The organism is Pseudomonas sp. GW823-FHT02F05 (assembly GCF_058797315.1).
On record NZ_JBXAJM010000001.1, the window covers coordinates 258,648 to 280,726 of the forward strand.

25 protein-coding genes and 1 pseudogene are annotated in these 22,079 nt (G+C 57.6%); 1 reads left to right on the forward strand and 25 read right to left on the reverse strand.

What is annotated here, in order from left to right; translation table 11 throughout:
- Positions 1-118: 118 nt before the first annotated feature.
- From AC1RAC_RS01175 to AC1RAC_RS01190, 4 genes and pseudogenes are all read right to left on the reverse strand, one after another.
- Positions 119-898 (reverse strand): DUF481 domain-containing protein, encoded by a 780-nt coding sequence (locus AC1RAC_RS01175; RefSeq protein WP_492616022.1) that lies wholly within the window; start codon positions 896-898, stop codon positions 119-121.
- A gap of 455 nt (positions 899-1,353) precedes the next feature.
- The gene (locus AC1RAC_RS01180) at positions 1,354-2,268 is read right to left on the reverse strand and encodes an alpha/beta hydrolase fold domain-containing protein (RefSeq protein WP_239695912.1); all 915 of its coding nucleotides are present in this window, start codon (positions 2,266-2,268) and stop codon (positions 1,354-1,356) included.
- Positions 2,269-2,439: 171 nt separating this feature from the next.
- Positions 2,440-3,759, reverse strand: coding sequence for a serine hydrolase domain-containing protein (locus tag AC1RAC_RS01185; protein WP_072446518.1), 1,320 nt, complete (start codon positions 3,757-3,759; stop codon positions 2,440-2,442).
- A 122-nt stretch (positions 3,760-3,881) separates the two neighbouring features.
- A pseudogene (locus AC1RAC_RS01190) lies at positions 3,882-3,965 on the reverse strand (hypothetical protein); the annotation flags it as partial.
- A gap of 104 nt (positions 3,966-4,069) precedes the next feature.
- On the opposite strand from AC1RAC_RS01190, the gene AC1RAC_RS01195 reads away from it, so the two are divergent.
- Positions 4,070-5,065 (forward strand): LysR family transcriptional regulator, encoded by a 996-nt coding sequence (locus tag AC1RAC_RS01195; RefSeq protein ID WP_072446515.1) that lies wholly within the window; start codon positions 4,070-4,072, stop codon positions 5,063-5,065.
- A gap of 402 nt (positions 5,066-5,467) precedes the next feature.
- On the opposite strand, the gene AC1RAC_RS01200 is transcribed toward AC1RAC_RS01195, so the two are convergent.
- The 21 genes from AC1RAC_RS01200 to AC1RAC_RS01300 all read right to left on the reverse strand — a co-directional run bounded on the left by AC1RAC_RS01200 (position 5,468) and on the right by AC1RAC_RS01300 (position 22,021).
- A complete protein-coding gene (locus tag AC1RAC_RS01200; protein WP_072446513.1) occupies positions 5,468-6,010 on the reverse strand; it encodes a lysis system spanin subunit in 543 nt (180 codons plus the stop codon).
- A complete protein-coding gene (locus tag AC1RAC_RS01205) occupies positions 5,992-6,555 on the reverse strand; it encodes a glycoside hydrolase family 19 protein (RefSeq protein WP_072446511.1) in 564 nt (187 codons plus the stop codon). The genes AC1RAC_RS01200 and AC1RAC_RS01205 overlap by 19 nt, the downstream gene beginning before the upstream one ends.
- 48 nt (positions 6,556-6,603) lie before the next feature.
- Entirely contained in the window at positions 6,604-7,644 is a 1,041-nt protein-coding gene (locus AC1RAC_RS01210) for a phage late control D family protein (protein ID WP_492616023.1), read from the reverse strand.
- A 58-nt stretch (positions 7,645-7,702) separates the two neighbouring features.
- The gene (locus AC1RAC_RS01215; protein WP_492616024.1) at positions 7,703-7,963 is read right to left on the reverse strand and encodes a hypothetical protein; all 261 of its coding nucleotides are present in this window, start codon (positions 7,961-7,963) and stop codon (positions 7,703-7,705) included.
- A 130-nt stretch (positions 7,964-8,093) separates the two neighbouring features.
- Positions 8,094-8,300, reverse strand: coding sequence for a tail protein X (locus tag AC1RAC_RS01220; protein ID WP_072446505.1), 207 nt, complete (start codon positions 8,298-8,300; stop codon positions 8,094-8,096).
- Complete coding sequence (locus tag AC1RAC_RS01225; RefSeq protein WP_072446504.1) at positions 8,275-9,120, reverse strand: phage tail protein; 846 nt, start codon at positions 9,118-9,120, stop codon at positions 8,275-8,277. The genes AC1RAC_RS01220 and AC1RAC_RS01225 overlap by 26 nt, the downstream gene beginning before the upstream one ends.
- A gap of 9 nt (positions 9,121-9,129) precedes the next feature.
- Positions 9,130-12,240, reverse strand: a complete 3,111-nt coding sequence (locus AC1RAC_RS01230; RefSeq protein WP_492616025.1) for a phage tail tape measure protein — start codon at positions 12,238-12,240, stop codon at positions 9,130-9,132.
- A 150-nt stretch (positions 12,241-12,390) separates the two neighbouring features.
- The gene (locus tag AC1RAC_RS01235; RefSeq protein WP_072446502.1) at positions 12,391-12,699 is read right to left on the reverse strand and encodes a phage tail assembly protein; all 309 of its coding nucleotides are present in this window, start codon (positions 12,697-12,699) and stop codon (positions 12,391-12,393) included.
- A gap of 12 nt (positions 12,700-12,711) precedes the next feature.
- On the reverse strand, positions 12,712-13,215 hold the full coding sequence (locus AC1RAC_RS01240; RefSeq protein WP_072446500.1) for a phage major tail tube protein: 504 nt from the start codon (positions 13,213-13,215) through the stop codon (positions 12,712-12,714).
- A gap of 12 nt (positions 13,216-13,227) precedes the next feature.
- Positions 13,228-14,400: a phage tail sheath subtilisin-like domain-containing protein gene (locus tag AC1RAC_RS01245; protein WP_072446498.1), complete on the reverse strand. Its 1,173-nt coding sequence runs from the start codon at positions 14,398-14,400 to the stop codon at positions 13,228-13,230.
- Between the two features lie 93 nt (positions 14,401-14,493).
- The gene (locus tag AC1RAC_RS01250) at positions 14,494-14,871 is read right to left on the reverse strand and encodes a phage tail assembly chaperone (protein ID WP_072446487.1); all 378 of its coding nucleotides are present in this window, start codon (positions 14,869-14,871) and stop codon (positions 14,494-14,496) included.
- Positions 14,872-14,879: 8 nt separating this feature from the next.
- Entirely contained in the window at positions 14,880-16,769 is a 1,890-nt protein-coding gene (locus AC1RAC_RS01255; RefSeq protein WP_072446485.1) for a phage tail protein, read from the reverse strand.
- On the reverse strand, positions 16,766-17,455 hold the full coding sequence (locus AC1RAC_RS01260) for a phage tail protein I (protein ID WP_072446483.1): 690 nt from the start codon (positions 17,453-17,455) through the stop codon (positions 16,766-16,768). Before AC1RAC_RS01260 ends, AC1RAC_RS01255 begins: the two co-directional genes overlap by 4 nt.
- Positions 17,452-18,339, reverse strand: a complete 888-nt coding sequence (locus tag AC1RAC_RS01265) for a baseplate assembly protein (RefSeq protein WP_492616026.1) — start codon at positions 18,337-18,339, stop codon at positions 17,452-17,454. The genes AC1RAC_RS01260 and AC1RAC_RS01265 overlap by 4 nt, the downstream gene beginning before the upstream one ends.
- The gene (locus AC1RAC_RS01270) at positions 18,336-18,662 is read right to left on the reverse strand and encodes a GPW/gp25 family protein (RefSeq protein ID WP_492616027.1); all 327 of its coding nucleotides are present in this window, start codon (positions 18,660-18,662) and stop codon (positions 18,336-18,338) included. Before AC1RAC_RS01270 ends, AC1RAC_RS01265 begins: the two co-directional genes overlap by 4 nt.
- A gap of 5 nt (positions 18,663-18,667) precedes the next feature.
- A complete protein-coding gene (locus tag AC1RAC_RS01275) occupies positions 18,668-18,910 on the reverse strand; it encodes a hypothetical protein (protein WP_492616028.1) in 243 nt (80 codons plus the stop codon).
- 56 nt (positions 18,911-18,966) lie between these two features.
- Positions 18,967-19,530 (reverse strand): phage baseplate assembly protein V, encoded by a 564-nt coding sequence (locus AC1RAC_RS01280; RefSeq protein WP_492616029.1) that lies wholly within the window; start codon positions 19,528-19,530, stop codon positions 18,967-18,969.
- The gene (locus AC1RAC_RS01285; protein WP_169907955.1) at positions 19,527-20,057 is read right to left on the reverse strand and encodes a hypothetical protein; all 531 of its coding nucleotides are present in this window, start codon (positions 20,055-20,057) and stop codon (positions 19,527-19,529) included. The genes AC1RAC_RS01280 and AC1RAC_RS01285 overlap by 4 nt, the downstream gene beginning before the upstream one ends.
- On the reverse strand, positions 20,050-20,706 hold the full coding sequence (locus tag AC1RAC_RS01290; protein WP_072446473.1) for a phage tail protein: 657 nt from the start codon (positions 20,704-20,706) through the stop codon (positions 20,050-20,052). Before AC1RAC_RS01290 ends, AC1RAC_RS01285 begins: the two co-directional genes overlap by 8 nt.
- Positions 20,703-21,023: a head-tail joining protein gene (locus tag AC1RAC_RS01295; RefSeq protein WP_309254919.1), complete on the reverse strand. Its 321-nt coding sequence runs from the start codon at positions 21,021-21,023 to the stop codon at positions 20,703-20,705. The genes AC1RAC_RS01290 and AC1RAC_RS01295 overlap by 4 nt, the downstream gene beginning before the upstream one ends.
- A 2-nt stretch (positions 21,024-21,025) precedes the next feature.
- Complete coding sequence (locus AC1RAC_RS01300; protein WP_056845396.1) at positions 21,026-22,021, reverse strand: major capsid protein; 996 nt, start codon at positions 22,019-22,021, stop codon at positions 21,026-21,028.
- Positions 22,022-22,079: the final 58 nt, after the last annotated feature.

Below are 22,079 nucleotides of genomic sequence, written 5' to 3' on the forward strand. Positions count from 1 at the left end.
CGTTGCGGTAGCCACCAGCGCTGCGCAGTGTTTGAGATTATAATCGAGTGCTCTGCCGATGGCCGAAATTCGGGTACAAGTTCGCACTGGGCACTCATCCATGCATGCAAAATATTCATCACCAATTCACACCAAAACCAGCTGTATATCTAGCACTATCCAAGTTGGTATTGTCGGATTTACCCGCGACTACCGCGCGCTCATATTTCAGATTTAAGGAAGCCCATTCCGTGACGCTGTAGCGCAAGCCTAGTTCAGATTCATAAGCATAGCATGCTATATCGCTGAGTGGCCTTCCCAGCTCACCCGATGCAAAAAAATCAAACTTTCTTCCGACCAGAAATCTCTTGAAGTCCCAGCGGACAGATGTGAAGTAAAATGTATTGCTGCTACCGTTCGAGTAACCGAAATGCATACGATTCAACAGTGTAACAACGGTAAGCTTGCCTAATTGGTCGTCCCAGAATTGGTAGCCGGGACCGGTGCCAATTTTTCGCCTAGTTATTAGGTCTTCAAACTGATCCTTTTTGTAATTGAGGCCTCCTTCCCAAAGCCAGTTATCGGTAAGGAAACGATCAACGGAGTACTCGGCACTCCAGCTTGCCGTACTTGAAACCTCAGCCTCGTCTTCTCGGAAATGAGCATTCGCGTTATGCCGCCAAGCGCCATTGACAAAACTTGTTTTTGTCGCAAGCTCAACATTATCACTCTCTGTCTTAGCCTTTTCGGCATAAAGCGCAAGGTCAATATTTCCCTTCCAAATTGCAGTCGCGAGGTTGGGCTGGGGTTTCATAATTTGGTTGATATTGTTAAGATCGACGAGACTCAAACCAACGCCCACACCAACTCGCACATTGCCTTGCGGGGCGGCTTGAATCGATTCAACAGTTCCTTGCAACTAGCCCACTTGCTTTACCATGAGTGGTTGCTTGCTTTCCAAAGTTTGAATCTGGCTCTTACTAATCGTTATATCGCCTCCGTAACTAGTACTTAGAACAAGATTTGCGCCCTCCATTAAAATGATGTCTCCGCTAACACGGTCACCATTTTTCAGCATTACGTTATCCGCAGATGCGCACAGTGAAAAAATACTCACGTAGACAGAGCAGGATAATATTACCACTGTTAATCGCATAACGAACCTACTGGTTTTGAGACACCTGCCATATATTACAACTACCGTATCTTACGTTACAAAGAAGCGCCCTCCGTTCGCGTTGTAGCATGAAGTCAGCATCGCAATCTCAATGCCGTCGTTAGCCGCGAGATCTAAGTTTCCAAATAGAGCAATTCGCACCATATAGCATTACTCTAAAACACTTATGTACTTGATAGCTGACACTCATACTAACGCTAAAGAAAACAAGCTATTTTATCCATGGCTTGTTTCGCTTCAGGTATCGGGAAGATTGGCCACGCGTGAATCATTCCTCGCCCTATATGCAATTGAATCTCACCTCCAAGAGCCAACATTTTCTCACAGAAATTAATTGTATCGTGGTGAACAATATCGCGGGTGCCAGCGAAAATAAGGATCGGAGGTAGATTTACTGGATCTCCGTTAATCGGACTCACGTAGCTGTGGTCCGTGCCAAGATCTCCCGCATACATCATACCGGCTGCTCTTACCCCCCTCGCGGAGAGCATTGGATCTGACTTTTCGGTTTTTGAAATCAACTCGTTGCTCAAAGTGACATCCATCCACGGACAAATTAATACTAGCTTTGTAGGTTGAATGGATCCGATGTCTGTTAACGCGTAGCAGAGGGCAACTGCAAGGCCGCCGCCAGCTGAGTCGCCCATTACATTCATTGCGTGACGGCGAGCGTTAAAGCAAGCAAGCTTATATATAGATAGCATGCGAGAAATAACGATTTTACATTTGGCTTCTGGTGCAAGTGGGTAGAGCGGCACTATAATAATATAGCCATATCTTTCGACTAAAGTTTGAAGAAAGCGCCAGTGCAAAAAAGTGATAGGTAAAACGTAATCTCCACCATGAAGATAGAAAATATGTTTGGAGCTTGCTTGGTCATCCTTAGGGGCTAACCTGTAAACTTCGACACCATCAACCATTTGGAGTTGTATGGAGATTTTTTTTTGCATTTTAATAGTTGGTCTTGCAGGGCCCTGCTCTCGTAATTTTCGAAAATTTTTGAGCAGCTTATCCAAGGAACCATAAACTGATTTTCGCCTAGCCAGCAAAAGATATGCTATAAGCACGCAATTTCTATAACTAGGTTTTTGAGAATTAGTTAGCGAGCTCACAGCATGCTCCAGTATTAACTTATTAAAAAAACAAGTAATTGTTCAGACCTACGTTGGTCAACCGGTCTAAGCGGTATTCGTTCCAGCGAAACGACTCAACATTGGCGAACGGTACATCGCGGTACACCGCCGCCCATTCGCCAATGTCTGTTATTACCGCTTTTCATCTCACTATAGCGAGTTAGACATCAGGTAATTGGCCACCGCTCGATAGGCGGGCAAGGTAGTCGGATCGAAGTTGGAACTGCTAGGCAGGGGGTGCGATGCATAGCGCACAATGACCATTTTCGCCTTGGGGTCGATATACAAGCATTGTCCATGGAGCCCACGCGCCGAGTAGACGCCATGAGTGTCGTGGGACACCCACCACATGTCGCGATAACTCCAGTTAGGCAGCAGCTCATAGCCTGCCTTGGCGAAGTCTTGCTGGCTCGCTCCTCCGCGAATATCGGCGATCACGCTCTTGGGCACGATTTGCTGGCCATTAAACTTGCCGCCCAGGCGCATCATCTCGCCGAAACGGGCCAAGTCACGCAACGAGGTGTTGAAACCGCCACCGGTAATCGCTGTACCCACCTCATCAACGATCAAGTAGGCGTCCTGCTCGGCGCCCAGCTTGCTCCAGATGCGTTCTTGTAGATTGAACGCGACGGATTTGCCAGTCGCGCGCTGGATCACCCAGGACAAAACTTCGGTATTGACCGTCTTGTATGCAAAGGCCTGACCGTGCTCGCCCTCTTTGCTCAGTTTCATCAGATATTCGGTCACCGAGGTAGCGCCAGCGTATCCCTCCGGCCGCGGTATCATATGGGCGGCTCGGAAGTACTCCCAGATTTCCGCTTTGGGGTCGACGTAGTCTTCCGAATAGCGAACACCGACTGTCATATCCATTACCTGGCGTACCGTGGCATCGCCAAATGCACTGTCCTTCAACTCCTGAACGTAGTGGCTGACCTTAGCCTGTGGGTCGATACTACCCTCCTCGACCAGCATCGCTCCCAAGGTGCCAATAAAAGATTTGGTGACCGACATCGCAATGTGCTGGCCCTGATCAGTCAACGCACCGAAGTAGCGTTCATAGACCACTTGCCCACGGTGCAGTACAAGGATCCCATCTGTGTAGTTGGCTTTCAGTGACTGTTCCCAAGTCATAGTGCGGTCGCTGCCCAGTGGAGTGAATACCAAGGCGTCGATGTCTCCGCGTTCGGCGCGAGGTAACGGGCTGACTGCTCCCTTTCCACGCGCGACCTGCACGCTTGGCAACAACTCGCGCAGATGCGAAAACGACCAGCGCGTCTGCGGGAACTGCAAGATGTCGCTGAACCGCACGACCTTTCCCGGCACCGGCGGTGAACCTTGCATCCAGCCTATGACCTGCGGATTGCTGTCGTCGGCGCTGAGGAACCGCGGCTGGCCGTCAGCCTGGACCAGAACACCTGACGAGGTCGCGCTGTCCAGCAAGGTTTGCAGAGCGTCTATTTTCACTTGCATTTTTGTCTCCTTCGCACGCTTGATTATTCGGACTGCGTCGCAATCGGGTAGCCGGTAGTCCTTTTCCGTTCACGGCAACCAATTAGACCTAAGGCCGCAAGATCACCAGCGAGCTCCGTACTCAATTGCAGGTCGTGAATGCCTTTGAGGATCTTCGAAAAGTTCTGACCCTTTTTAAAGTTGAGCCGGCCGTCATCGTTCCAGGACATCGAAACCAAACGCGCAGGCTGCCACCCAAGCGCAAACTATGGCGAAGTTTCTGGGAGTGAGGTACAACCGTCCAATGCAAATATGAAGAGCGATTGATGCATTGAACGACTTAATTGACTTGAAGCGAATTCGTCACCTGGTCTTGCTTGGAGAGGAACTACACTTCTCTCGGGCTGCGGAGCGAGCCCATCTTTCGCAGACGGCGTTCAGCCGTAGCATCCAATCGCTTGAAAAAGACCTAAGGGTGCGCCTGTTTGATCGGGACACCCGTTCAGTGACGCTGACATGCGCCGGTCACCAGCTCATTGCTCGGGCGCGCGAGATGCTGGCGTGCGCCGACAAGCTGGTCGCGGAGGCCAGCGATATCGCCGGGGGGCAGGGAGGTGAACTTAACTTCGGCGTCGGCATGATGACCGCCAATACCACTCTTCCCAACGTGCTGCTCGCCTTGCGCAAGAACGCACCCAAGCTGGTGGTAACGCCTGAGGTCAATTACTGGCATCACCTGGCCAACCAACTGGCACAGGAAGACATCGAGTTTGTCGTAGCGAGCGTGCGGGTCGAGCAGGGGGTGGACCCACGCTTTGATGTTCGGAGTTTGCCGCCACAACCGGCTTCTATCTTCTGTCGCCCCGAGCACCCACTGGCTCTACAGGTCGAGCCAGTGACGTATCAGCAGTTGCTCGCCTACCCGTGGGCTGCCGTGACCACGGACGACGTGCACGCCCGGGCGCTATTCGGAATGCCCTCGACGACGCTACTGCCGTGGACGTTGGTGTGCAATGAGCTGAACTGCCTGCGTCAGGCCACGCTGACTAGCGACGCCCTACTGCTCACTTGGCAATCTTGGCTAGCGCCTGATTTAGAGAGTGGGGTGCTGATAGATCTAATCCAAAAAATCCAGCCCGCGATCCCCAAACATCTGCGCTACATCCCGGAAACCATCGTGTTTCATGCCGGCCGCACGTTGTCACCCATCGCCAGAAAAACCATCGCACTGATTGTCGAAGAGGCAGAAAGACGCCTGCCTGTCATAACTCAGCCAGCGGTCATCTCAGACTACGGTCGAGTTCCATCTGAGCAAAAGAAGCGCTGACCAGCATGAGAACCGAACTTTCTCACTTTCCCCTCTGTTGTATACAGGGCTGGGGGGGGAGGCCGCTTTCGACTTGGATCAATCTGCTGGAGCAACCGCCTTTCCGGCTGGCGGTGGATGCCATGACTACGCACCACCATTATGCCAACTTCAGGATGTCAGCAGCCGCCATTTTGGTCTGGCTTTGAAGCCCTATTTGGGGGCGCGGCCAGGCGGCGTTTGCCGCCCATCCAAGGAATGACGGGTGTAGACATAAATAGCAAGACCGTTGCTGTATGGACAAACAGTTCTAGGCTCGCTCCGCTTTTTGCACGAAGCAGGAGCCTTGGCTGGACTTGCAGGGGCAATCTGCGGGAAAGGTGGCCGGGCTGGATGTTGACGCATCCTCCCCGGCCGCTCCTTTTACTTCGGTGTGGAAACTTCTTTTGCGTAAGCCTGACAGGCCCGCAGGGCGATCAATCCTTGGTCGCCGGCATCGGTGATTCCGATAATTCGTTGAGCATGCGCTGGGTCAAGTTCGGCTCTTGTGGTGCCATGAACCACGCGGCCGGTGGCGGTGGTGGTTGGCACTGAACAACTGCTGGTGGCATCGGTGGCGGCGAGTACGACTGACAGCCGCAGATCAGCAGTAGCCAGGCGATCACGCAGACGAGCCTGCTTGGTTTGCGCATTGATCAATTCCTTGTGGTGGGTTTCGTCTTTGGTCTGCAGGCGCTGTTCCAAGGCCAGGCGCTTTTCCTGCTCGGTACGCTGCAGGGCAGCAGACGCCTGGGATAACTTATTGAGGGTGTCCGCTTGCAGCCGGGCTTGGCGCTCCAGCACTCGGCCATAACGCCAGTCCTGGGCAGTCCAGGCCAACGCCGCAGATCCGGCGACCACCATCAACAACAGCACGCCGACGGCAGCGATGCGGAACTGCGCAGGGATCAGGTCGAAGAGACGCATAACACCGCCCTCGCCCTCGCCCACAGCTGCAGCCGTTCCTCCAGACCGTTCAGGCCGCCATTGATCCGGCGGGTGATGGTGTTGAACTGCTCCTGATCCGCGAGCGTATTCAGCCCGTTCACCGACCAGAACCACGCTGCCGACTCTGCCGCCCATTGCGGCTGCTCGAGCAGCTCCGGTGTGCGCAACAATCGCTCATCGCCGAACAGCGCCAGGCTGCAACGCAGGTAGTTATCGTGCCCGGTGACCTGGATCAACCCACGGCCACGGTAACGCTGACCGTCCCCATCGGCTTCCGGGGTATTGCCGAGCTTGGCCGCCAGAGAGCCGGTGTCGTATTTGCTGAGGTACTGATCGCTGCCCAGTTCGCGTACGTACTGCAGCTGACCCGATTCGTGTCCGACCTGGGCGAGGAATGCGGCCTGGCGCTTGGGTGTATCGATCTTCCTGTTGGTCATCGCTGCGTTTAAGGCAGATACAAAAACGCCCGCTTGGCGGCGGGCGTTGGGCATGATGCGTTGAAGTTGTTGCTCGGTGATGGGCATGACGCCTCCTGAGTTTATCGTTGCGGATCGGACAAGTGCGTTAAGCGATCACGGCACCGTCAGCACGGTGAGCGGCTTTTTCTCTTTCTTCCCTTTGGCCCTGGCTTTGCCTTTCTTACCGGCATTACACTCGACCGTGGTGGACCAGCCGGCCTGGGTGAATACCTGTTCCACCAAGTCCACGAGAAAGTCCCCATCCAATCCGTCCTTGAAGCCCTGCGCATTGATGTGGCGCTCGGCGAACAGGTCGGCGCGCCCCACCATCTCCAGTCGAACCGCTGCCGTAGAACGGTTGAACGCATTCAGCCGCGCCTTGGCAGCCTGTTCCGCTGCAGACTTGTTGGGATGGATATGTCGGTCGGTATGGACCGGCGGCATGCCTTCCGGCGCGTCATCGTTTCCTAGCTCCAGGGTCACCAGCTCGCCGCTCTTCTTGTTCTGGTAGCGCGTTTTGACGGCCTTTTGCGCGGTTCGGTCAGCGAAACGAAACTGCCAGCGGCTGACGTCGCTTTTCTTGATGGTGACCACACCTAGAGTTTTGCCACTCGCGCTTTGACCCGCCTGACGCTGCATCACCAGCAACTTGCCGTCAGCGACCTTGGCGGTGCAGTCGTATTGTTTGGACAGACGAGTGATGAAGTTGAAGTCGGACTCGCCTATCTGGTCGACCCGGGGCACTACCGTGGTGATGGAACAGACCGGTTGCCAGCAATTGCGAGCCGCCACGTCAGCGACGATCTGCGCGAGGGTGACGTTTTCCCAACTACCTGTGCGGGTAGTTTTGCCGGTTCCACGCATGTCGCTGGCTTTACCGCGAATCACGATGGTGTCCGGCGGGCCGGATGCTTCGACCTCATCCACGACATAGCGGCCGAGGCGCGTCAGACTGTTGCCGGCGTAGCCCAGGTAGATCTCAATGCCGGCACCACGCTTGGGCAGTGAAACCGAACCGTCGCGGTCATCGATACGCAACTCGAAGTCATCCGACTCCAAGCCAGGTTTATCGACGGTACGCAGGGACAGCAGGCGGTCGTTGATCAGGGCCGTTATATCGGTCCCGTCCGCGACAATTCTAAAAGTTGGTTTCATCTCGATACCCCAGAAACGACAAAGCCCCGCATTGCGGGGCTTTGTCATGAATGGGTGCTCAGTTGATGTCGAGCACCACCAGGCTGTCCTCTCGAACAGCAATACAGCTTTGACACACAGGGCAAGCGAACACGTCGGTCTTCGGCTCAATGACCATCGACTTGGTACACACAGGGCAGCTGCCGACCACCTGCGTTTCCCGGAAACCGAAGGTCTTCCACAGCGTGGCGACGACCACGCCCACTGCCAATATCCAGCCGACGATAGGGATGAAGGCCAAGAGGATCGCCCCCACGATGCCGAAGAAAATCCAATTCATCCTATAGCCCAACTCAGCCCAGATGCCCCGCTTAACCGTCCTTAACGCTGTTGATCTTTCCATAAGGCGTCCCGCGCTCAATCCAAAAATGGCGAGTCTATCGGCGACGAATCGTTGGGGCAATCAGCCCTCAATCCCATAGCTGCACCGTCTCATCCGTAATCGGTGGAAGGTCAGGGAAGACAATTAGCAGGCCGGCCTTGAGTGGCTGCGGCTGGTCGGCCAACCCTTGGTTGTTAGCCAGCACTGCCTCCACCGTACCGTTCAAGTGCCCGTAAAACTGATTGCACAAGGTATCCAGTACGTCGCCGTCAGACGTTCTGCAGGTCATCGCCATAACGTACAAACTCCAGAGTGAACACTTGTTTGCGCGGGATACCGCCCTGCAGCAGCGCGCTCTGCTCTTCATCGAGGTTCTTCAGGCACCAGGTGCCCAGCACTTCTCCGTAGCCGGTGGTAAGGGTCAGTGGCAGCAACTGGGCACCGATGCTGCGCAGGGTGTCCAGTTGCTTAAGTCCTCCCTTGAACCCGGGAAAGATTGAGCCTTTGAGTGTCATTTTCTCCTCGCCCATACCGATGGCCTGCTGCGCCGGCCGACGGCTGAGACGCTCTTGCGAGGCCCAGCGAAACTCCGTCTGCCGGCGTAACTCGTCGAAGGCCGCCGTATCCAGGTTGAAGTAATACGGTTGCGTGTTCGGTTTGAGCGGCTGGATGATCAACAGGTGTGGAAACGGTTTAACCGCTTCGGCGAGAGGCGTTTGCGACAGCCCCAGCGCTTCGGTCGGAAAAATGTTCGCCAGTTGCGGACTGACCTTGCCCGCCACCTGATTGATCGCAGCGCCCGCCTTAGCGGCTTGTTCCTTCAAAACACCCAGTCGCTCGTCAATCTGCGACGCCGCACGTGAAGCGCGGCTGTAAGTTTCCACCACGGCGCCGACCTTGGCCTGGGCCGCGCCAACGCCCCGCATCACCCGCTGCAGCTTTTCCCCGACACCGTCGGGAATGAACGGCACGTTTTCGAGTTCAGCCGCGGCACCCGTGATTTCGCTGATGGCACCATTTACCGGCCCAAGCATCCCTTCCAAACTCCGTCGGCCCGCCTCCCCTGCGCTGACCAAGTATTTGAAGCCGGACTGCATCTGCTCCAGGTACTCCATGGTCTCTCCTTATGTATGAGCATCGTCGTAAAGATTGCGCCTGGCTTCCTGCTGCGCGGCGTCACTGAGTGCGCGCTGCATCAAAGGCAGCAACTGCTGAACAAACTGCTGCGGATCCTTGGCATCTCCCTCGACCGTGACCGGCATGCTCAGCGAGTAGCTGAACTTCTGGTCGACCCGTGCCGGGTCTGGCTTGGGTGCAGCAGGCGTTTGAATAACCAGGTTCGCAGGTTTGGTAGCAGCAGGCGCCGCCAACGAGCGAGTCACGTCACCCAGCGCGGGTCCCATTGGCAGCATCATTGGAGCTGCTGACTTCGGTGCTGACGCCGCGATTAGAGGCTGTCGACGGGTTTGAGAGTCGACAATACGGTTTACCGGCGCAGAAGCCGCCTGGATCAACGGCCTGGCAACAGGCGACACCGGAGCGACAGCCGTTCCAATATCTGGCACAGCAGGTGCAGCAGGTGCAGCAGGTGCAGCCTCGACCACTATGGCAGCGGGTTGCCGGGCAAAGCTGTTGGCCATAGTCGCCAGACTGGGTACAGCAGGGCCAGGTCGCGGTGCCAACAGCATCGGTGTAATCGGAGCGGCGGGCTCTTTGGGTTTGTCACTGCCAAACATCGACAATCCTGCCCAGCCGCCCAGTTGCTGCCCTCCCATACTGCCTAGGTAAGCACCCACCATGCCGCCGATGGCTGTGCCTATGATCGGCACCACCGAACCAATAGCTGCACCAGCAGCGGCGCCCGCCATAGTCCCAGCGAGGGTTCCAGCGGCTTCACCATAGCCTTGCGCCTTTTCGTCCTGAGTTTCAGCGGTAAGGTAGGTGTTTAGCACCATGCTGCCCGCCTCAACCAGGGAAGCGCCTGGAACTGCTTTGACCGCCTTACCAACCTTACCGACGCCTCCGGCGACCGAGGTCAACATCTGTCTGCCGGGACTCGGTACTACAGGAGGACGAGGCACTGGAACAGGCGGCCTTGACGCCGGCAACGGAACGGTAACCGGCGGTGGCAACGGCCTAACAACCGGGCTGCGCGGCGGAACCGAAGATCGCGGTGCTGCTGGAGACGCCTGCACCGGTCCAGCTGGACGAGGTGGCCGTGGCGGGGCCGCTGGTCTTCGACGCGACGGTCGAGAAGTAGGCGGGTTTCTGTTACGCCGCCGTCCCGGACGTCTATCACCCATACCGCCCATGGATGCCATGTTGACGACGAATACACGTCGAACCCAGCCATCACCACCACCGGCAGATTCAGCTCCGCCCTCTGCCCCCACAGCATCCTGAATCATCGATACGACATCCAAACCCGTAGCGACTGGATCGAACCCACCGGCCTTCGGATCAGCCCCCTCCTCCAAGCTCTCCTTACCTCGGACAGCGGCGACGGCTTTCAGTCCTTTCTCAACCACCGACAACGCGGTACCGGCCTTACCCTTGACGCCCCCCTCACCGCCTCCTGCCTCCGCATTGGTGACAAAAACCTTCTGCACGCCACCCGTTTTTCCACCCAGACCACCACGGGCTAGGTTGAGCAGCCCCTTGCCGATCTTGAATGTCTGAAACGCCGCCACCGCTGCGCCAATCGCCCCAATAGCCACTGTCGTCCCGCTGACGATTTTCGGGAACTCATTGGCAAGGCCCGCCATGCTGTTACCAACCTTGGTCAGACCATCGGCCGCCAAATCGGTGAGAGGCCGCAAAGCATCACCTAGACTTGTCATCGTCGCTTCCATGCTCGATGTCGCCGCGCTCCACTTGGAGTTGGACGTTTCGCGAGCCTTGGCGGCATCGGCCTCGATCTTGGCCTTACCATCGGTCTCCTTGATGGTGGTCATGTTGTCTTTGATCGTATTGCCGTACTTGATCTGGGCGAGCAAGCCGTCACTGGCACTCTGGTCACTGACGATGTTCGCCAAGCCAGCCGCCTGAATCAGCGCGACCATCGCCTGCTCTTCCTCGGCGCTGCCATCCTTGGACGCCTTAATTTTGGCTTTGAGCGCCGCGACCTTCTTGGCCGTGGCTGGATCCTGTTTTTGGATCAGCTGCTCGCTGAGCATGATGAAGGCTTCGACGGGGTTGGACGCCTTGCCGCTTTTGGTAGCCGCCAAGATCGAGCCCGCCAGGTCATAACCCTGCTTCGCGAACCGCTCCTGGCTGGTGCTGCTGATCACCGCGTTGAGCAGGTTATTCATGTTGGTCGCGGCCGCTGCCGCGTCCTGGGTTTGCGAGAACTGCGACTGCAAACTCGCACCGAGGAAACGCACGGCCTCCGGTCCTTCCATGCCCAAACGTTTAATCGTGCCGAGCAGAGCCGGCATGTACTTGGCCATGTCCTTGGGACCGAAGGCGCCAATGTCACCAGCAGCCGCCACCTGGCCGAGCATAGCGCCCATGTCTTCCTTCTTGACCCCGGCCTCCTTGAAGGCGCTGAACAAGGTGGCGATGGTTTCCGCTTCCATGCCTTGCCCGTCGACCAGGTCAGCAATCAGCGGTGCATAGTCCACCGACTCCTCCCAGTCGATACCCTTCTCGATCAAGCCACCGACCGCCCTGGCCAAAGCCTGCTGGCCCATGCCCTTTTTCGCAGCCACTTCACTGATTTTGTCGGCCATCTGCTGTTCGGCGTCCGTGCCGGCGGTGTGTGCCCACAACGCCATTTGCCGAATTTGCGTCTGATAGTTGGCCGAAACCTTGGTGGGAATAGCGATTAGCGCAGTCGCGGCCGCCGCCCTGCCCAGCGTGCCAGTAAGCCCCTCTTTGCCCTCCTTGATTTGAGAGTACCCGGTGGCTTTCAGATCAGCCTTACGGGCGACTTGCTCCATGGTCTGGTAAGCCTTGGCGAGATTGCGTACCTCGACACCCTGCTTCTTCAGGGTGCTGAGGTTGGATTCCAATTTGCGCAGCAACGTGCTGGCACCAGCGGCGCCGCTGTCGTTGGCCTTCTTCCATTCTTCCCGCAGACGGATAGTGTCGCCAATCGTGCGCTGCAGGACCCGAGCCTTGGTGCCTTGGGCTTCGAGCTGCTTGATTCGTCCCTGAACATCCTTGAACGCGGTGCCAACCGTAGAGCTGACGGCGCCGCCAATCACCAGGCCGAGCGCGAGTTTGTTTGCCATGTCGTGGCTCCCTGTAGCGAGTGATTACGGCGGGTGGCTCAATCTGAGAGCCACCAGACCATCTCGGCAAACGGCATGGCCTGGATCTCGGCGGCGGAAAATCCGGTTTCCGCCGCCAAGCGCTTGGCCGCCAGTTTCAGCAGCGCGGGGTTAAACCCCGTCGTCCTGCACCAGGCGAAAATAACCGGCCTGCAGGCGGTGGTAGTCCACCAGCTTCAGGCCCTCCAGATCCTGCTGACCGGCTTCGCAAAGACCGGCGAACAGCATCAGTTCGCGCTGCTCTTCGTCGTCGCCCGAGGCACGATCTGCGGCACGCACTTCGCGCACCGTAGGTGAGCGAATGGTCAAGGTATCGACCTTGACGCCATTGACGTCGGAAGGCCGGGACAGGGTGATTGTTGCGTGTTCGGCGGTCAGCTTCAGCCAGGTGGGAAGCTTTTTCAGTTCAGGGGTAGCCATTCGATTAATTCCTTAGAGGCCCAGGTCGCTGCGCATTGAGGCGAGTTGATCCACACCGTCGATCACGCGGATCGCGGCAACCATGTCGATTTCGTAAATGAGGCGGCCAGCGATTTCTAGCTTGTAATAGCTGACCGCAATCGAGTATTTGAACTCGGCCTTGTCACCGGGCTTCCAGTCGCCCGGATCCAGTTCCTTGAGCATGCCGCGCAAGGTCGCCACCACAGCTGTGGTCTGCCCTTTCTGCCCCTTGAAGGATCCGCGATACACGCCGTTGAAGGCGGTTTGATCTGCCAGTCCGAAGAACTTCATGGATTCGCGGCGCACGCCGTTGGTGGTGAAGGTGGCTTCCATCTTCTCCAGGCCGACATCCATCTCGATGGGGCCAGCCATGCCGCCGCCACGGTATTCGTCGGTCTTAACTGCCAATTTGGGCAAGCCCAGACTGGGCACGTCGCCGGTAAAGTTGATGCCGTCGACGAACAGGTTGGTGTTGTAAAGCACTTGAGGAATCATTGAGCGGCCTCCTTAGGCAGCGGTTTCCAGGACTTCGGTGAGCCACTGATTGGTGACCTCGACCCGGAAAATCGGGTTCTCGGCAGGCGGCACGTCGGTGAAGCGAATGTTCCAGTACACCTTGCCCTGCTCCAGCTGGCTGACGGTGTTCAGCTCGGTGTCGGCGAACACCTCGAAGTTGATCACCGCGCCTTGGTTTTTCAGGTCCTGCATGAACGCCTGCAGGCCGTCGGTCACGTCCTTGATGTAGGTCTTGGTGATGCCACGGTCGACCGCCCACTTGTGCCCGGCGAGGATCGCGTCCATGACGATATCGACGGTGCGAACACGGGTGACAAACGCCCACTTGGGGTCTGACGACAGCGTGCGGTTGCCCCACAAGCGGTAGCCGCCGTCACGGATGATCGTGGTGATATTGGCGTTGTTGAGCAGGTTGGCCCGGCAGGTTTCGTCGCCATCCAGAAACTCGACTGGGCGCGAGGTGCCGGTAATGCCAACGAACTCCTTGTTCGACGGCGATGACCAGAAGCCGTACTCCGCATCCGTCCAGGCGAACAAACCAGCGGCGAAGGCCGAGGCCGGCGCGTTGACGGTTTTGCTCTGCAGCGTGTCCCACAGCTGCACCCCCGGATCGACCAGGAAACAGCGCTTGCTGCCGAACTCCTGGGCGTAGGCCATGGCGGCTTCATCAGTGGTGTTCGGCCCGTCGAGGAGCGCCATGGCCCGCAGCTTGCCGGCCAACGCGTCCAGCGCAGTAGCAACCGCCTGGGTCGAGGTGTGACCCGGGGCAATCAGCAGCCGCGGCTGTGCGTTGAAGCGGCTTTTGCCGTCCAGCAACGCCTGCATGCCGGTACGCTGCCCCGACGCCAGGACACCGCCGATAATTGAGGAGGTCTGCTGGGCAGGGTCTTCAACTTTGGCGACACCGCAACCGATAACCACGGCTTTCGCACGGACGAAAATAGCCTTGCATGCACGCGTGATCGCTGAGTCTTCCCCCCAAGCGGCTACCGCTTCTCGCTCGCTGGTGATCAGCGTCAGCTCGTTGGGTTTTGCGGACGCCGTGGGTAACACAGTAAATGTGTCGCACAGCCCGATAATGGATGACGACGGCAGCGCAATGGTCCGTGCCCCGGTATCCACCAGGGTGACGGTAACGCCGTGAAAACGACCGGAAGAGGCCATAGTGCGAGTTCTCCAGAAATGACAAAGCCCCGCATGTGCGAGGCTTTAGAGGGTTAAACAGTGGGTACAAAAACGCCCCGACGATGCGGGGCGTTATTGAGTCTGCAGTGCGATCCAGTCTGGCTTTTTAGGCCGATGCCTTACTGTCGGAAATTTTGGGGATTGAGGCCAATCACGTAGCGCCTGCACGTAATCCAGCAGCTCCCCCGACTGTTCGACCGTTAGCGTGGTTGGGCGAGCAGAATCGACCTCATCACGGTGGCGCTCGCGTAGCCACTTGACGCCTTCTATCTCAGCGTCACGCCACACTCTTTCGGCGATAGCGGGATCAAGTAGAAATGCCGGTTCAGGCGCTCCGCCAGACTCCAACCACTCTTCATAATCAACCCAAAACCGATGCCCACGCGGAACAGTTGCTCCGTCGGATAGCTGAATAACGGTATCGGGATTATCGGTGAGCCGGTAACTCATTAAGCCTCCTAAAGCTCGGCATCGGCCGTGGCATGAATGTAATAGGTTTGGGGAGTGATGCCGACATCACTGTTATCAACTGACGCTTGACGCGTGCCAACAATCAAGGCGCGTGCATTTGCACTTGAGATGCTATTGCTACCCGAGCGCCATTGCCCGTCAGGCCCATCACCCATCGGTCTGTAAAGCCTGATACTGGGAGTGGTACGTTTTTCCACCCTGAATACCCAATGTCCAACCGGCTGGCTACCTGGGCCATTTTGACCGGCATATACAATTGAGATTAACGAGCCAGAAACATCGACACCATTTTTCGGAGCGATATTTTGGGAGAAGGTCTTTTCGTAGTACCGCTGGCACAACATTAGCTCTTCAGCCAACGGCCTCAATTCAAAGTCAGTGGCAACAAACCCTGCTTCAAGCTGGACAGAAGCGATATCCAGCGTATACGTTCCCTTGCCCAAACTTCCAAACACCAGCTCAAGGTAGTCGCCCTCCGAGCCCCGTTTTTTGCCGGTTATGGGCGGCACGTCTAACGTGACGACATGCTTCTTGAACGCTGTCGTAAGGGTCACCTCTGTACCAGCAGCTGGACCACCATCGGATCCACCCAGACCAAATGCCTGGCGCAAAAGCACCCCGCATTTATGACTTATGGACGAACGCAGATAGAAAGAGACCGTGACGGTTTTACCTGCGAAGGTTTCTACGCCCTCTATGCGCTGACTGAGGTTTACACCGTCACTACTACCTGAGCGCGAGACCCTTAAGGCGTAACGCCCTTCGTTGAATCCCGCACCTGGTTCAAAGGCGATTCTTTCCCAGGTTGCGGCTGAATTTGCTGGCATGTAAACAACCCAACGATCAGGGCCATAGACTGCCTGGGGTGAACCCGACAGGTCGCCAACCAAGCCTGTCGTTCCGCGCTGCCAGATATCGAAGTTGCCATTGATCAATCGATTCTTGCGGTATACGTGCGCTGGAAAACTCTGGTTGGAGCTTTCAATCTGCCGACGAACTGACTCTGTATTTGCCAGCCGCTTAGAACGATCATCGATGGGAGCAGTAGGCGCGTTCTGCCCTGCTGTCCATTGAAATGTCAGGGACGATGAGCCCAGTACGATTGGCGCGTCAGTAACAAGCTGCCAAATAGTGTCAGCATTCACTGCACCCCGCTCTACCGTCACCAGCAGCCCTGGCGAGACCTTTTCGCTATTGTCGGCATCAACTGTGCGTATCCAACTATCAGCGCTCACCAGGTACAGGCCATTATCCTTCGCCTGATCCTGATCTTTAACCAGCACACGGGATCCCGCTGGCACTGCCAGGCCATCAATCTCCTGAATGCCAGCCAGCACCATCGGGGTGGTTGTTGCAACCAGGACCGACTGCTTGGTATCCAGCCGGTTGACCGCGCTCGCTACCGAGTCGTCGACATACTTCCGTGTTGCCAGAACCACTGCCGGGTCAATGGTCAGCACAATGTTATTTGAGCTGCTGACCACAAAGTTCATACGCAGAGTTTGCGTGCGACCTGATCCTTGAGACAGCTTAGGTTTGAAGCTTGGCGCGCAGTTGGCGACTGCCACCAGATCGCCGTCCGAATCAAACAACCCCAGCTCCCGAACCCAGAAGCCGCCCTCATCAGCGGGAATAACCTGCTCAGCAACCAAGATGGCCGAGTTGGCAGGATCGGGGGCCAAGGAGTTCAAGGGAGCCCGGCGGCGTTCGTTGATCAACACTTTCTGCAAGCGGTCTGGCAGTGGGTCGGTGCCGTTGGCATCGCCCACCGCCATGTGGGTGATTTTCCAGGTCAGCAAACCGGCATCGGCCTTTACCTGCTTGGCCTCCCCGACCGCAGTCAGGATGGCGTAGAACTTTGAATTGGCATCAATCATGGGTATACGTCCAAAAAGTCTATGGAATGTTCGCGGGCAGACACCCCGATCACACAGTCAACCGAGATAACACCCGGTGACGGCGGGTAAATATCCAGCGCGTCAATGGAGTGCTCACGCCCTCCGCCACCGATAACGCCAGTGACTTCAATGTCCTGCAGCACGGGCGGATAGACGTCGATCTCATCGCCGTCGTATGCACTGGCGAAGATGTTTATGCCCCCAGTGGTTTCCAGGCTGATCGCCAGGCCAGTCATGTGCCGACTGACTGGCTTAGCGTCGTCAATCAACCAGGTCAGTTCCTGATACATCTCTTCGGTGATACCGGTTTCCAGCACACCCACCTTCAACGCGAAGGTACCCGGCACACCCTTGGGCGTTGTCTGCCACCATTCCAGCACTTCGATCAGATAGCCGAGCGGCTCAACCACCCGGCGTAACGCGCCGATGGTGCCCTTGTGGGCATGCACGTAGAACGCCGAGCGGATGGCCGAGCGCTTGACAGCTTCCGACCACTTGTTGTCCCAGCGGTCGACCGACCAAGCCCAGGCCAATTGATGCAGCAAATGCGCCGGGCAGGTATCGGGGTTATACAGTTTGCGCAACGGAACATCGGTGACTTCGTCGGTGGCCGCTTCAATGGCCCGCTCCAGCTGAGTGCTGTTAATCGGTAGCAGGCTTTTCATGGCGTGCCTCCCTGCTTGACGGTAAAGCCAACGCAGTAAGCCGCCTGGTACTTGGTAGGCTTGATGTCCTGCCAATCGAGCAGGTCCACACGGCCAACACCGCTGATGTGCAACTGCGCATCAATGGCTGAACGTGGCACTTCAACGCCCAGCCGCCGTCGAGGATTGACCCAACCCGCCAAGCGTTGCTCAGCCGCTGCCAGGATCGCCTCGTTTTCAGAGCCGGTTCCGGCCATGTGCAGCACCGCGTCAATGCGGTATTCAATGACCTCAGCGCTTTGCACGGTGAGGCGATCCCCAACAGGCCGAATGTCGTCATCACTGAGGTATCTCATGACCACATCCAGCAGCGGCTGCTCGGCCACGCCATTGCCCTGCAGGTGCAGCACCGTGACCACCACCTCCGCAGGAGACGGGCTTTCAGCCGTGGCATCGGCCACCAACGCCGACGCGTTGCGGGCATGCAAGATGTAGCTGTTACGCGGGCCGGCCGTTGTCAGACCTTCGTACACCAGCTGCACCCGCTCGCGCAGGGCATCGTTGGATTCCATCACCCGGGGAGTCGGGGGGACGGTGTTGAGGTTTTCTTCCTGAATCACCAGGCGTTTCAGACGGACGTTGCCAGCGAGTTGATCGAGATCCCCATCAATGGCGTAAGCCAACAGCAGCGCCTTGGCCCCATCGTTCACCCGTGCCCGGTTCTGAGTGCGGCGGTAGACACCCAGCTCCAACAGTTTGACCACCGGATCGCTTTCCAGCTCGGCGGTCCAGTTATCGCCCATGTACAAACGAAACGCGGCCAGCTCCTCAGCGTAGGCTTGCTCAAAGTCGAGTTCCTCCAGCACAGGCGGCGCCGGCAGCGCTGATAAATCCACGGTGCTCATGCGGTGACCCTCACTAGCGCGTTATCGCCTTTGAACAGGCCCTTGAGTTCAAACTCGATGCGGCCATCCAATACGGCCACCACTCGAACCTGGCTAATGCTCAGCCTAGGCTCCCAACGCCCCAGCGCCCGGGCCACTTCAGCCTGCACCGCGCTTTTCCAGCCCTCGGTGACGGGCAGGTCGACAAAACGCCGCAACTGGCTGCCGTAGTCCGGCCGGTGCCGGCGGCTGCCCAGTGGCGTTGTCAAAATGTCTTCAATCGACTGCTGCAGATGCTCGATGCCGGAGATGGGCTGCCCAGTGTGGCGATCCATTCCGATCATCTGGGCTACTCCGGCACGGGTTCGAGGTCAGGGTGACGTTGGAGGAACTGGTATTGATCTGGGGTGGTGGCTATCACCAGTCCTTTGGCGACGGCGAGGCTCTGGCCTTCAGGCGATATCAAGGTTCGCGAGGTAAACACCTTGTCGCGAAAGGTCCGAGGCAGATCGGGGGATTTCGGTGGCGGCTCTACCTTCGCCACCAATGGCTGGCCCACGGGTGGCTGCTCGTCCGGCTTTGGCTTATTCATAAGGGCACTCCAGAAATGAAAACGCCCGCACACGGCGGGCAGAAATAAACGATGAATCAGTGTTTGTGGTTCGCGGTATTACCCCCCGCGTCAATGATCTTGCCGGCGCCGTTGATATCACCCGACACTGTCAGTGGCCCGGTGATCGTCACATTGCCGGTGAGTCCGATATCCCCGGCCACCACCGTGACGGCGCTTTCAGTGACGGTGGCTACGGTGTCGCCGACCTTGATGGTGACGGTCCCGGAAGGCAGCGTGATGCTGTAGCTACTGGCCTGCCAGTCGTAGACCAGCGAGCCGCCATCGTCAAAGCGCCACACCTCGACGTAATCGCGATTGTCCGGCGGCGGGCCTGCATCCCCGTACAAGCCTGGGATAAACGTGCCCATCGCCGGGTTGCCGCTGGGACTGAACAACTTGCCCTGCTCGCCCAGGCTGGGCACTCGCCAGTGGCGCGCCTTACCGGCGGCTACGCTGTGCCAACGTACCCACGCACTGGTCCACTCCCCCGCCCTGACACGTACAACAGGCGGTGATGCGGTGGTATCGACGGCGGCCACCACGCAATCCATCAACATGGCGGCGATCATGCGGTCGCTCTCACCGCTGGTGTAACTCATTCCAAGCGCTCCGGCGCGACGTACTGATCTCGGCTGCCCGGGCCGATGTCCGGGCTGACACCGATCAGCAGCGTGCCCGGGGGCTCATCCGGCCAAGGCCATTCTTCGGTGCCGAGATAAATCGTCTGATTCCACTCCACAAGCCAGACGGTGTAGCCATCCAGCTCAGGGCGGGTCCAGTCCTGTACCGCTTGGATAAACTCAGCACATTCGACTTCCAGGCCCCAGTTCTGCGCCCGCAATAACACGATCAGTTGGGTCGCTAGCTGCACGACCTGGCGGTGATGATCGGGCCTAATCGGGTCAACAATGATCCGCGCTTCGAACTTACAGACCAGGGTGGTTTCACCCGTTCCGAGATCAGTACCTGGCTCGATCTCAGACATCTCCAGGAACACCGCCGGCAAGGCAATGTGATCCTCAATGTTCGGCCAGGCCGCAACGCTTTGAACACCCGGCAGGTGCTGCTGCAGGTGCTGCTCAATAGCTTGATAAAGTTGGTCGAGGCTCAACGTTTCGTCAGACACGCAGCGTCCCCTTTAAATACTTCTGCAGTTCAAAGTTGAGTTCCTGCGTGAGGATCTCCAGCAGGCGTTCGTCGGCACGTTTTACCCAGGCATCGAAGTGCGGTCGCACTTGTTCCAACGACACCTTGGCTTTAGCCAGGGGGAAACGGTTGTCGTTTTCCTCGACAAAGCCTGAGCGTCTGCCACCCTGAGCGGCATCCGGGTAATCGGTGGTATTGAAGTGTTTGCTGGACGTGCGAATCCAGATATCCGCGTTACTGCCGTAGACCTTCTTGAAGAAAGCCCCCTTGTAACGCCTACCGGCAACCGAAACACCGGCGCCGGTTTGCCGTGCCCGACCAGTGCGGCTAGCTTCAATGGCATTGATGCCGAACCACAACTTGCCGCGCATATCGCCGCCGGTCACCGGATACGCCCGAAGACGTTGCCGGACAGCGCCGATGGCGATCCGCTCCTGCTTGCCGACAGCCCGTGCAATGTGGGTGCGCAGCCAACGGATTGTCTTGTTGATTGCACGCCGCTGGGCCGCCGCCGCTGCCTTCGGCACCAGCTCGCCGAACTCTTTCAGAGCCTGAACATGAACCGCCGACGGTTGGATAGTGATCATCCCACCGTCGCGCCTCTGCTGGGGATAGCTGCCGATACTCATGGTCGCTTCCTCAAAATCAAGGCCACCAGGCCATTACCGTTAGGCTCAAGCTGCAGCAGGTCATAGTCACCGCCGCCATCCAACGCCGGCAGATCAACACTGACCCGTAAGCCCTTCACCAATCCGTCCGAATCCTTGACGCGGATCTCGAAGCGTGGCTCCCGCAAGCCGGTATTGAGCTTGCCGAACTGGGGCTGTTTCCAAGGCGCCGAAAACATCCCCAGTATCGGTTCAGCGCGACCTTCGATCATGGCGCTGTCGCCCAGGGTTTCAAAGACCACGTCGTCGATGTCGTCGATCAGATCGCGGAAGGCCACAATCACATCTCCAGCAGGATCTGCGCCCGAGGCCGCGTGCACAGGTGCAGCGGGTTGGACTGGGCTTCACCGGCCACGCCCTTGCCAAACTGCATCGGCTCGATCTTGCTGTAGTACGGGATGCCCTGGGTGTTGACCGTTTCCATGTAGTCGGCCGGCGCGAAGGACGAGATATACAGATCCGGCACACCCTCTGGGATCAGCAGGGCCTTGTCGTCGTGGACGAACGCAACACCGGCCACCTTGCCGCGATAACGCTCCCAGACGATCCCGCCGAACTCGAAGGCTTCACGGGCATCGCCACGCAGGGACGCGGCCTGCATGGTGTTGAGGTAGGTTTCCTTTACCGACTTATGCACGATGAGCTTGTTCCAGAAGTTCTTGCCACACATCGCGCGGGAGCCGCTACTGGTGACGCTGCCAAGGGCTTCCTCCTGCATGTCCAACGCTTCGCCGCATTTGACCCGCAGCTCGGTGTCTGGACTGTTCAAGCCCATCTGAAGCTTCTGACGATTCACGCCAAAGGATTTATAAATGTCCAACAGGACCGTCTTGCCATCGGCGTCCAGCACCTGGCCGTTCAACGCGCCCATGCGCTGGAATTCGTGGGTGGCATCCAGCTGTCGTCGGGCCTTCGCCAGCCGCTTGTTGACCACATCCTGCACGGCCTGCAATTCGCTGCGGGTACCGAAGGCGCGAATGCCCTGGATCTCGTCAGCCTTGATGGTGAAGCGCTCTGGCAGGTGCACCGTGTTGAATGGGATCAACGTGCGCTTGGTCCCGCCAACCACCAGGCCCGAGGTGCCGCGTTCGCCCGATGGCACCAGGGCCAGGGTGTCGCCGTCTTTCTCGATCTGCACGGTCAACGTGCTGATGCCCTCTTCGCGGAAAAGGCCAAGGCTGCTGATGCGGCCCGGCAAGTATTCCTGTTCATTGATTGCAGCGGTCAGCGAGGAGACGCTAAACGCATCGTCTTCAAAAATGGCGATATCGGCCATGGGGCACTCTCCAGAAACGAAAAATCCCGCACTCGGCGGGATGGATATATGAGGTGAA

Bases quoted from the DNA above. Each gene is read 5' to 3' on its own strand.
- AC1RAC_RS01185 (WP_072446518.1), bottom strand. From the start codon at position 3,759: ATGCAAGTGAAAATAGACGCTCTGCAAACCTTGCTGGACAGCGCGACC.
- AC1RAC_RS01200 (WP_072446513.1), bottom strand. From the start codon at position 6,010: ATGCGTCTCTTCGACCTGATCCCTGCGCAGTTCCGCATCGCTGCCGTC.
- AC1RAC_RS01205 (WP_072446511.1), bottom strand. From the start codon at position 6,555: ATGCCCATCACCGAGCAACAACTTCAACGCATCATGCCCAACGCCCGC.
- AC1RAC_RS01210 (WP_492616023.1), bottom strand. From the start codon at position 7,644: ATGAAACCAACTTTTAGAATTGTCGCGGACGGGACCGATATAACGGCC.
- AC1RAC_RS01215 (WP_492616024.1), bottom strand. From the start codon at position 7,963: ATGAATTGGATTTTCTTCGGCATCGTGGGGGCGATCCTCTTGGCCTTC.
- AC1RAC_RS01220 (WP_072446505.1), bottom strand. From the start codon at position 8,300: ATGGCGATGACCTGCAGAACGTCTGACGGCGACGTACTGGATACCTTG.
- AC1RAC_RS01225 (WP_072446504.1), bottom strand. From the start codon at position 9,120: ATGGAGTACCTGGAGCAGATGCAGTCCGGCTTCAAATACTTGGTCAGC.
- AC1RAC_RS01230 (WP_492616025.1), bottom strand. From the start codon at position 12,240: ATGGCAAACAAACTCGCGCTCGGCCTGGTGATTGGCGGCGCCGTCAGC.
- AC1RAC_RS01235 (WP_072446502.1), bottom strand. From the start codon at position 12,699: ATGGCTACCCCTGAACTGAAAAAGCTTCCCACCTGGCTGAAGCTGACC.
- AC1RAC_RS01240 (WP_072446500.1), bottom strand. From the start codon at position 13,215: ATGATTCCTCAAGTGCTTTACAACACCAACCTGTTCGTCGACGGCATC.
- AC1RAC_RS01245 (WP_072446498.1), bottom strand. From the start codon at position 14,400: ATGGCCTCTTCCGGTCGTTTTCACGGCGTTACCGTCACCCTGGTGGAT.
- AC1RAC_RS01250 (WP_072446487.1), bottom strand. From the start codon at position 14,871: ATGAGTTACCGGCTCACCGATAATCCCGATACCGTTATTCAGCTATCC.
- AC1RAC_RS01255 (WP_072446485.1), bottom strand. From the start codon at position 16,769: ATGATTGATGCCAATTCAAAGTTCTACGCCATCCTGACTGCGGTCGGG.
- AC1RAC_RS01260 (WP_072446483.1), bottom strand. From the start codon at position 17,455: ATGAAAAGCCTGCTACCGATTAACAGCACTCAGCTGGAGCGGGCCATT.
- AC1RAC_RS01265 (WP_492616026.1), bottom strand. From the start codon at position 18,339: ATGAGCACCGTGGATTTATCAGCGCTGCCGGCGCCGCCTGTGCTGGAG.
- AC1RAC_RS01270 (WP_492616027.1), bottom strand. From the start codon at position 18,662: ATGATCGGAATGGATCGCCACACTGGGCAGCCCATCTCCGGCATCGAG.
- AC1RAC_RS01275 (WP_492616028.1), bottom strand. From the start codon at position 18,910: ATGAATAAGCCAAAGCCGGACGAGCAGCCACCCGTGGGCCAGCCATTG.
- AC1RAC_RS01280 (WP_492616029.1), bottom strand. From the start codon at position 19,530: ATGAGTTACACCAGCGGTGAGAGCGACCGCATGATCGCCGCCATGTTG.
- AC1RAC_RS01290 (WP_072446473.1), bottom strand. From the start codon at position 20,706: ATGAGTATCGGCAGCTATCCCCAGCAGAGGCGCGACGGTGGGATGATC.
- AC1RAC_RS01300 (WP_056845396.1), bottom strand. From the start codon at position 22,021: ATGGCCGATATCGCCATTTTTGAAGACGATGCGTTTAGCGTCTCCTCG.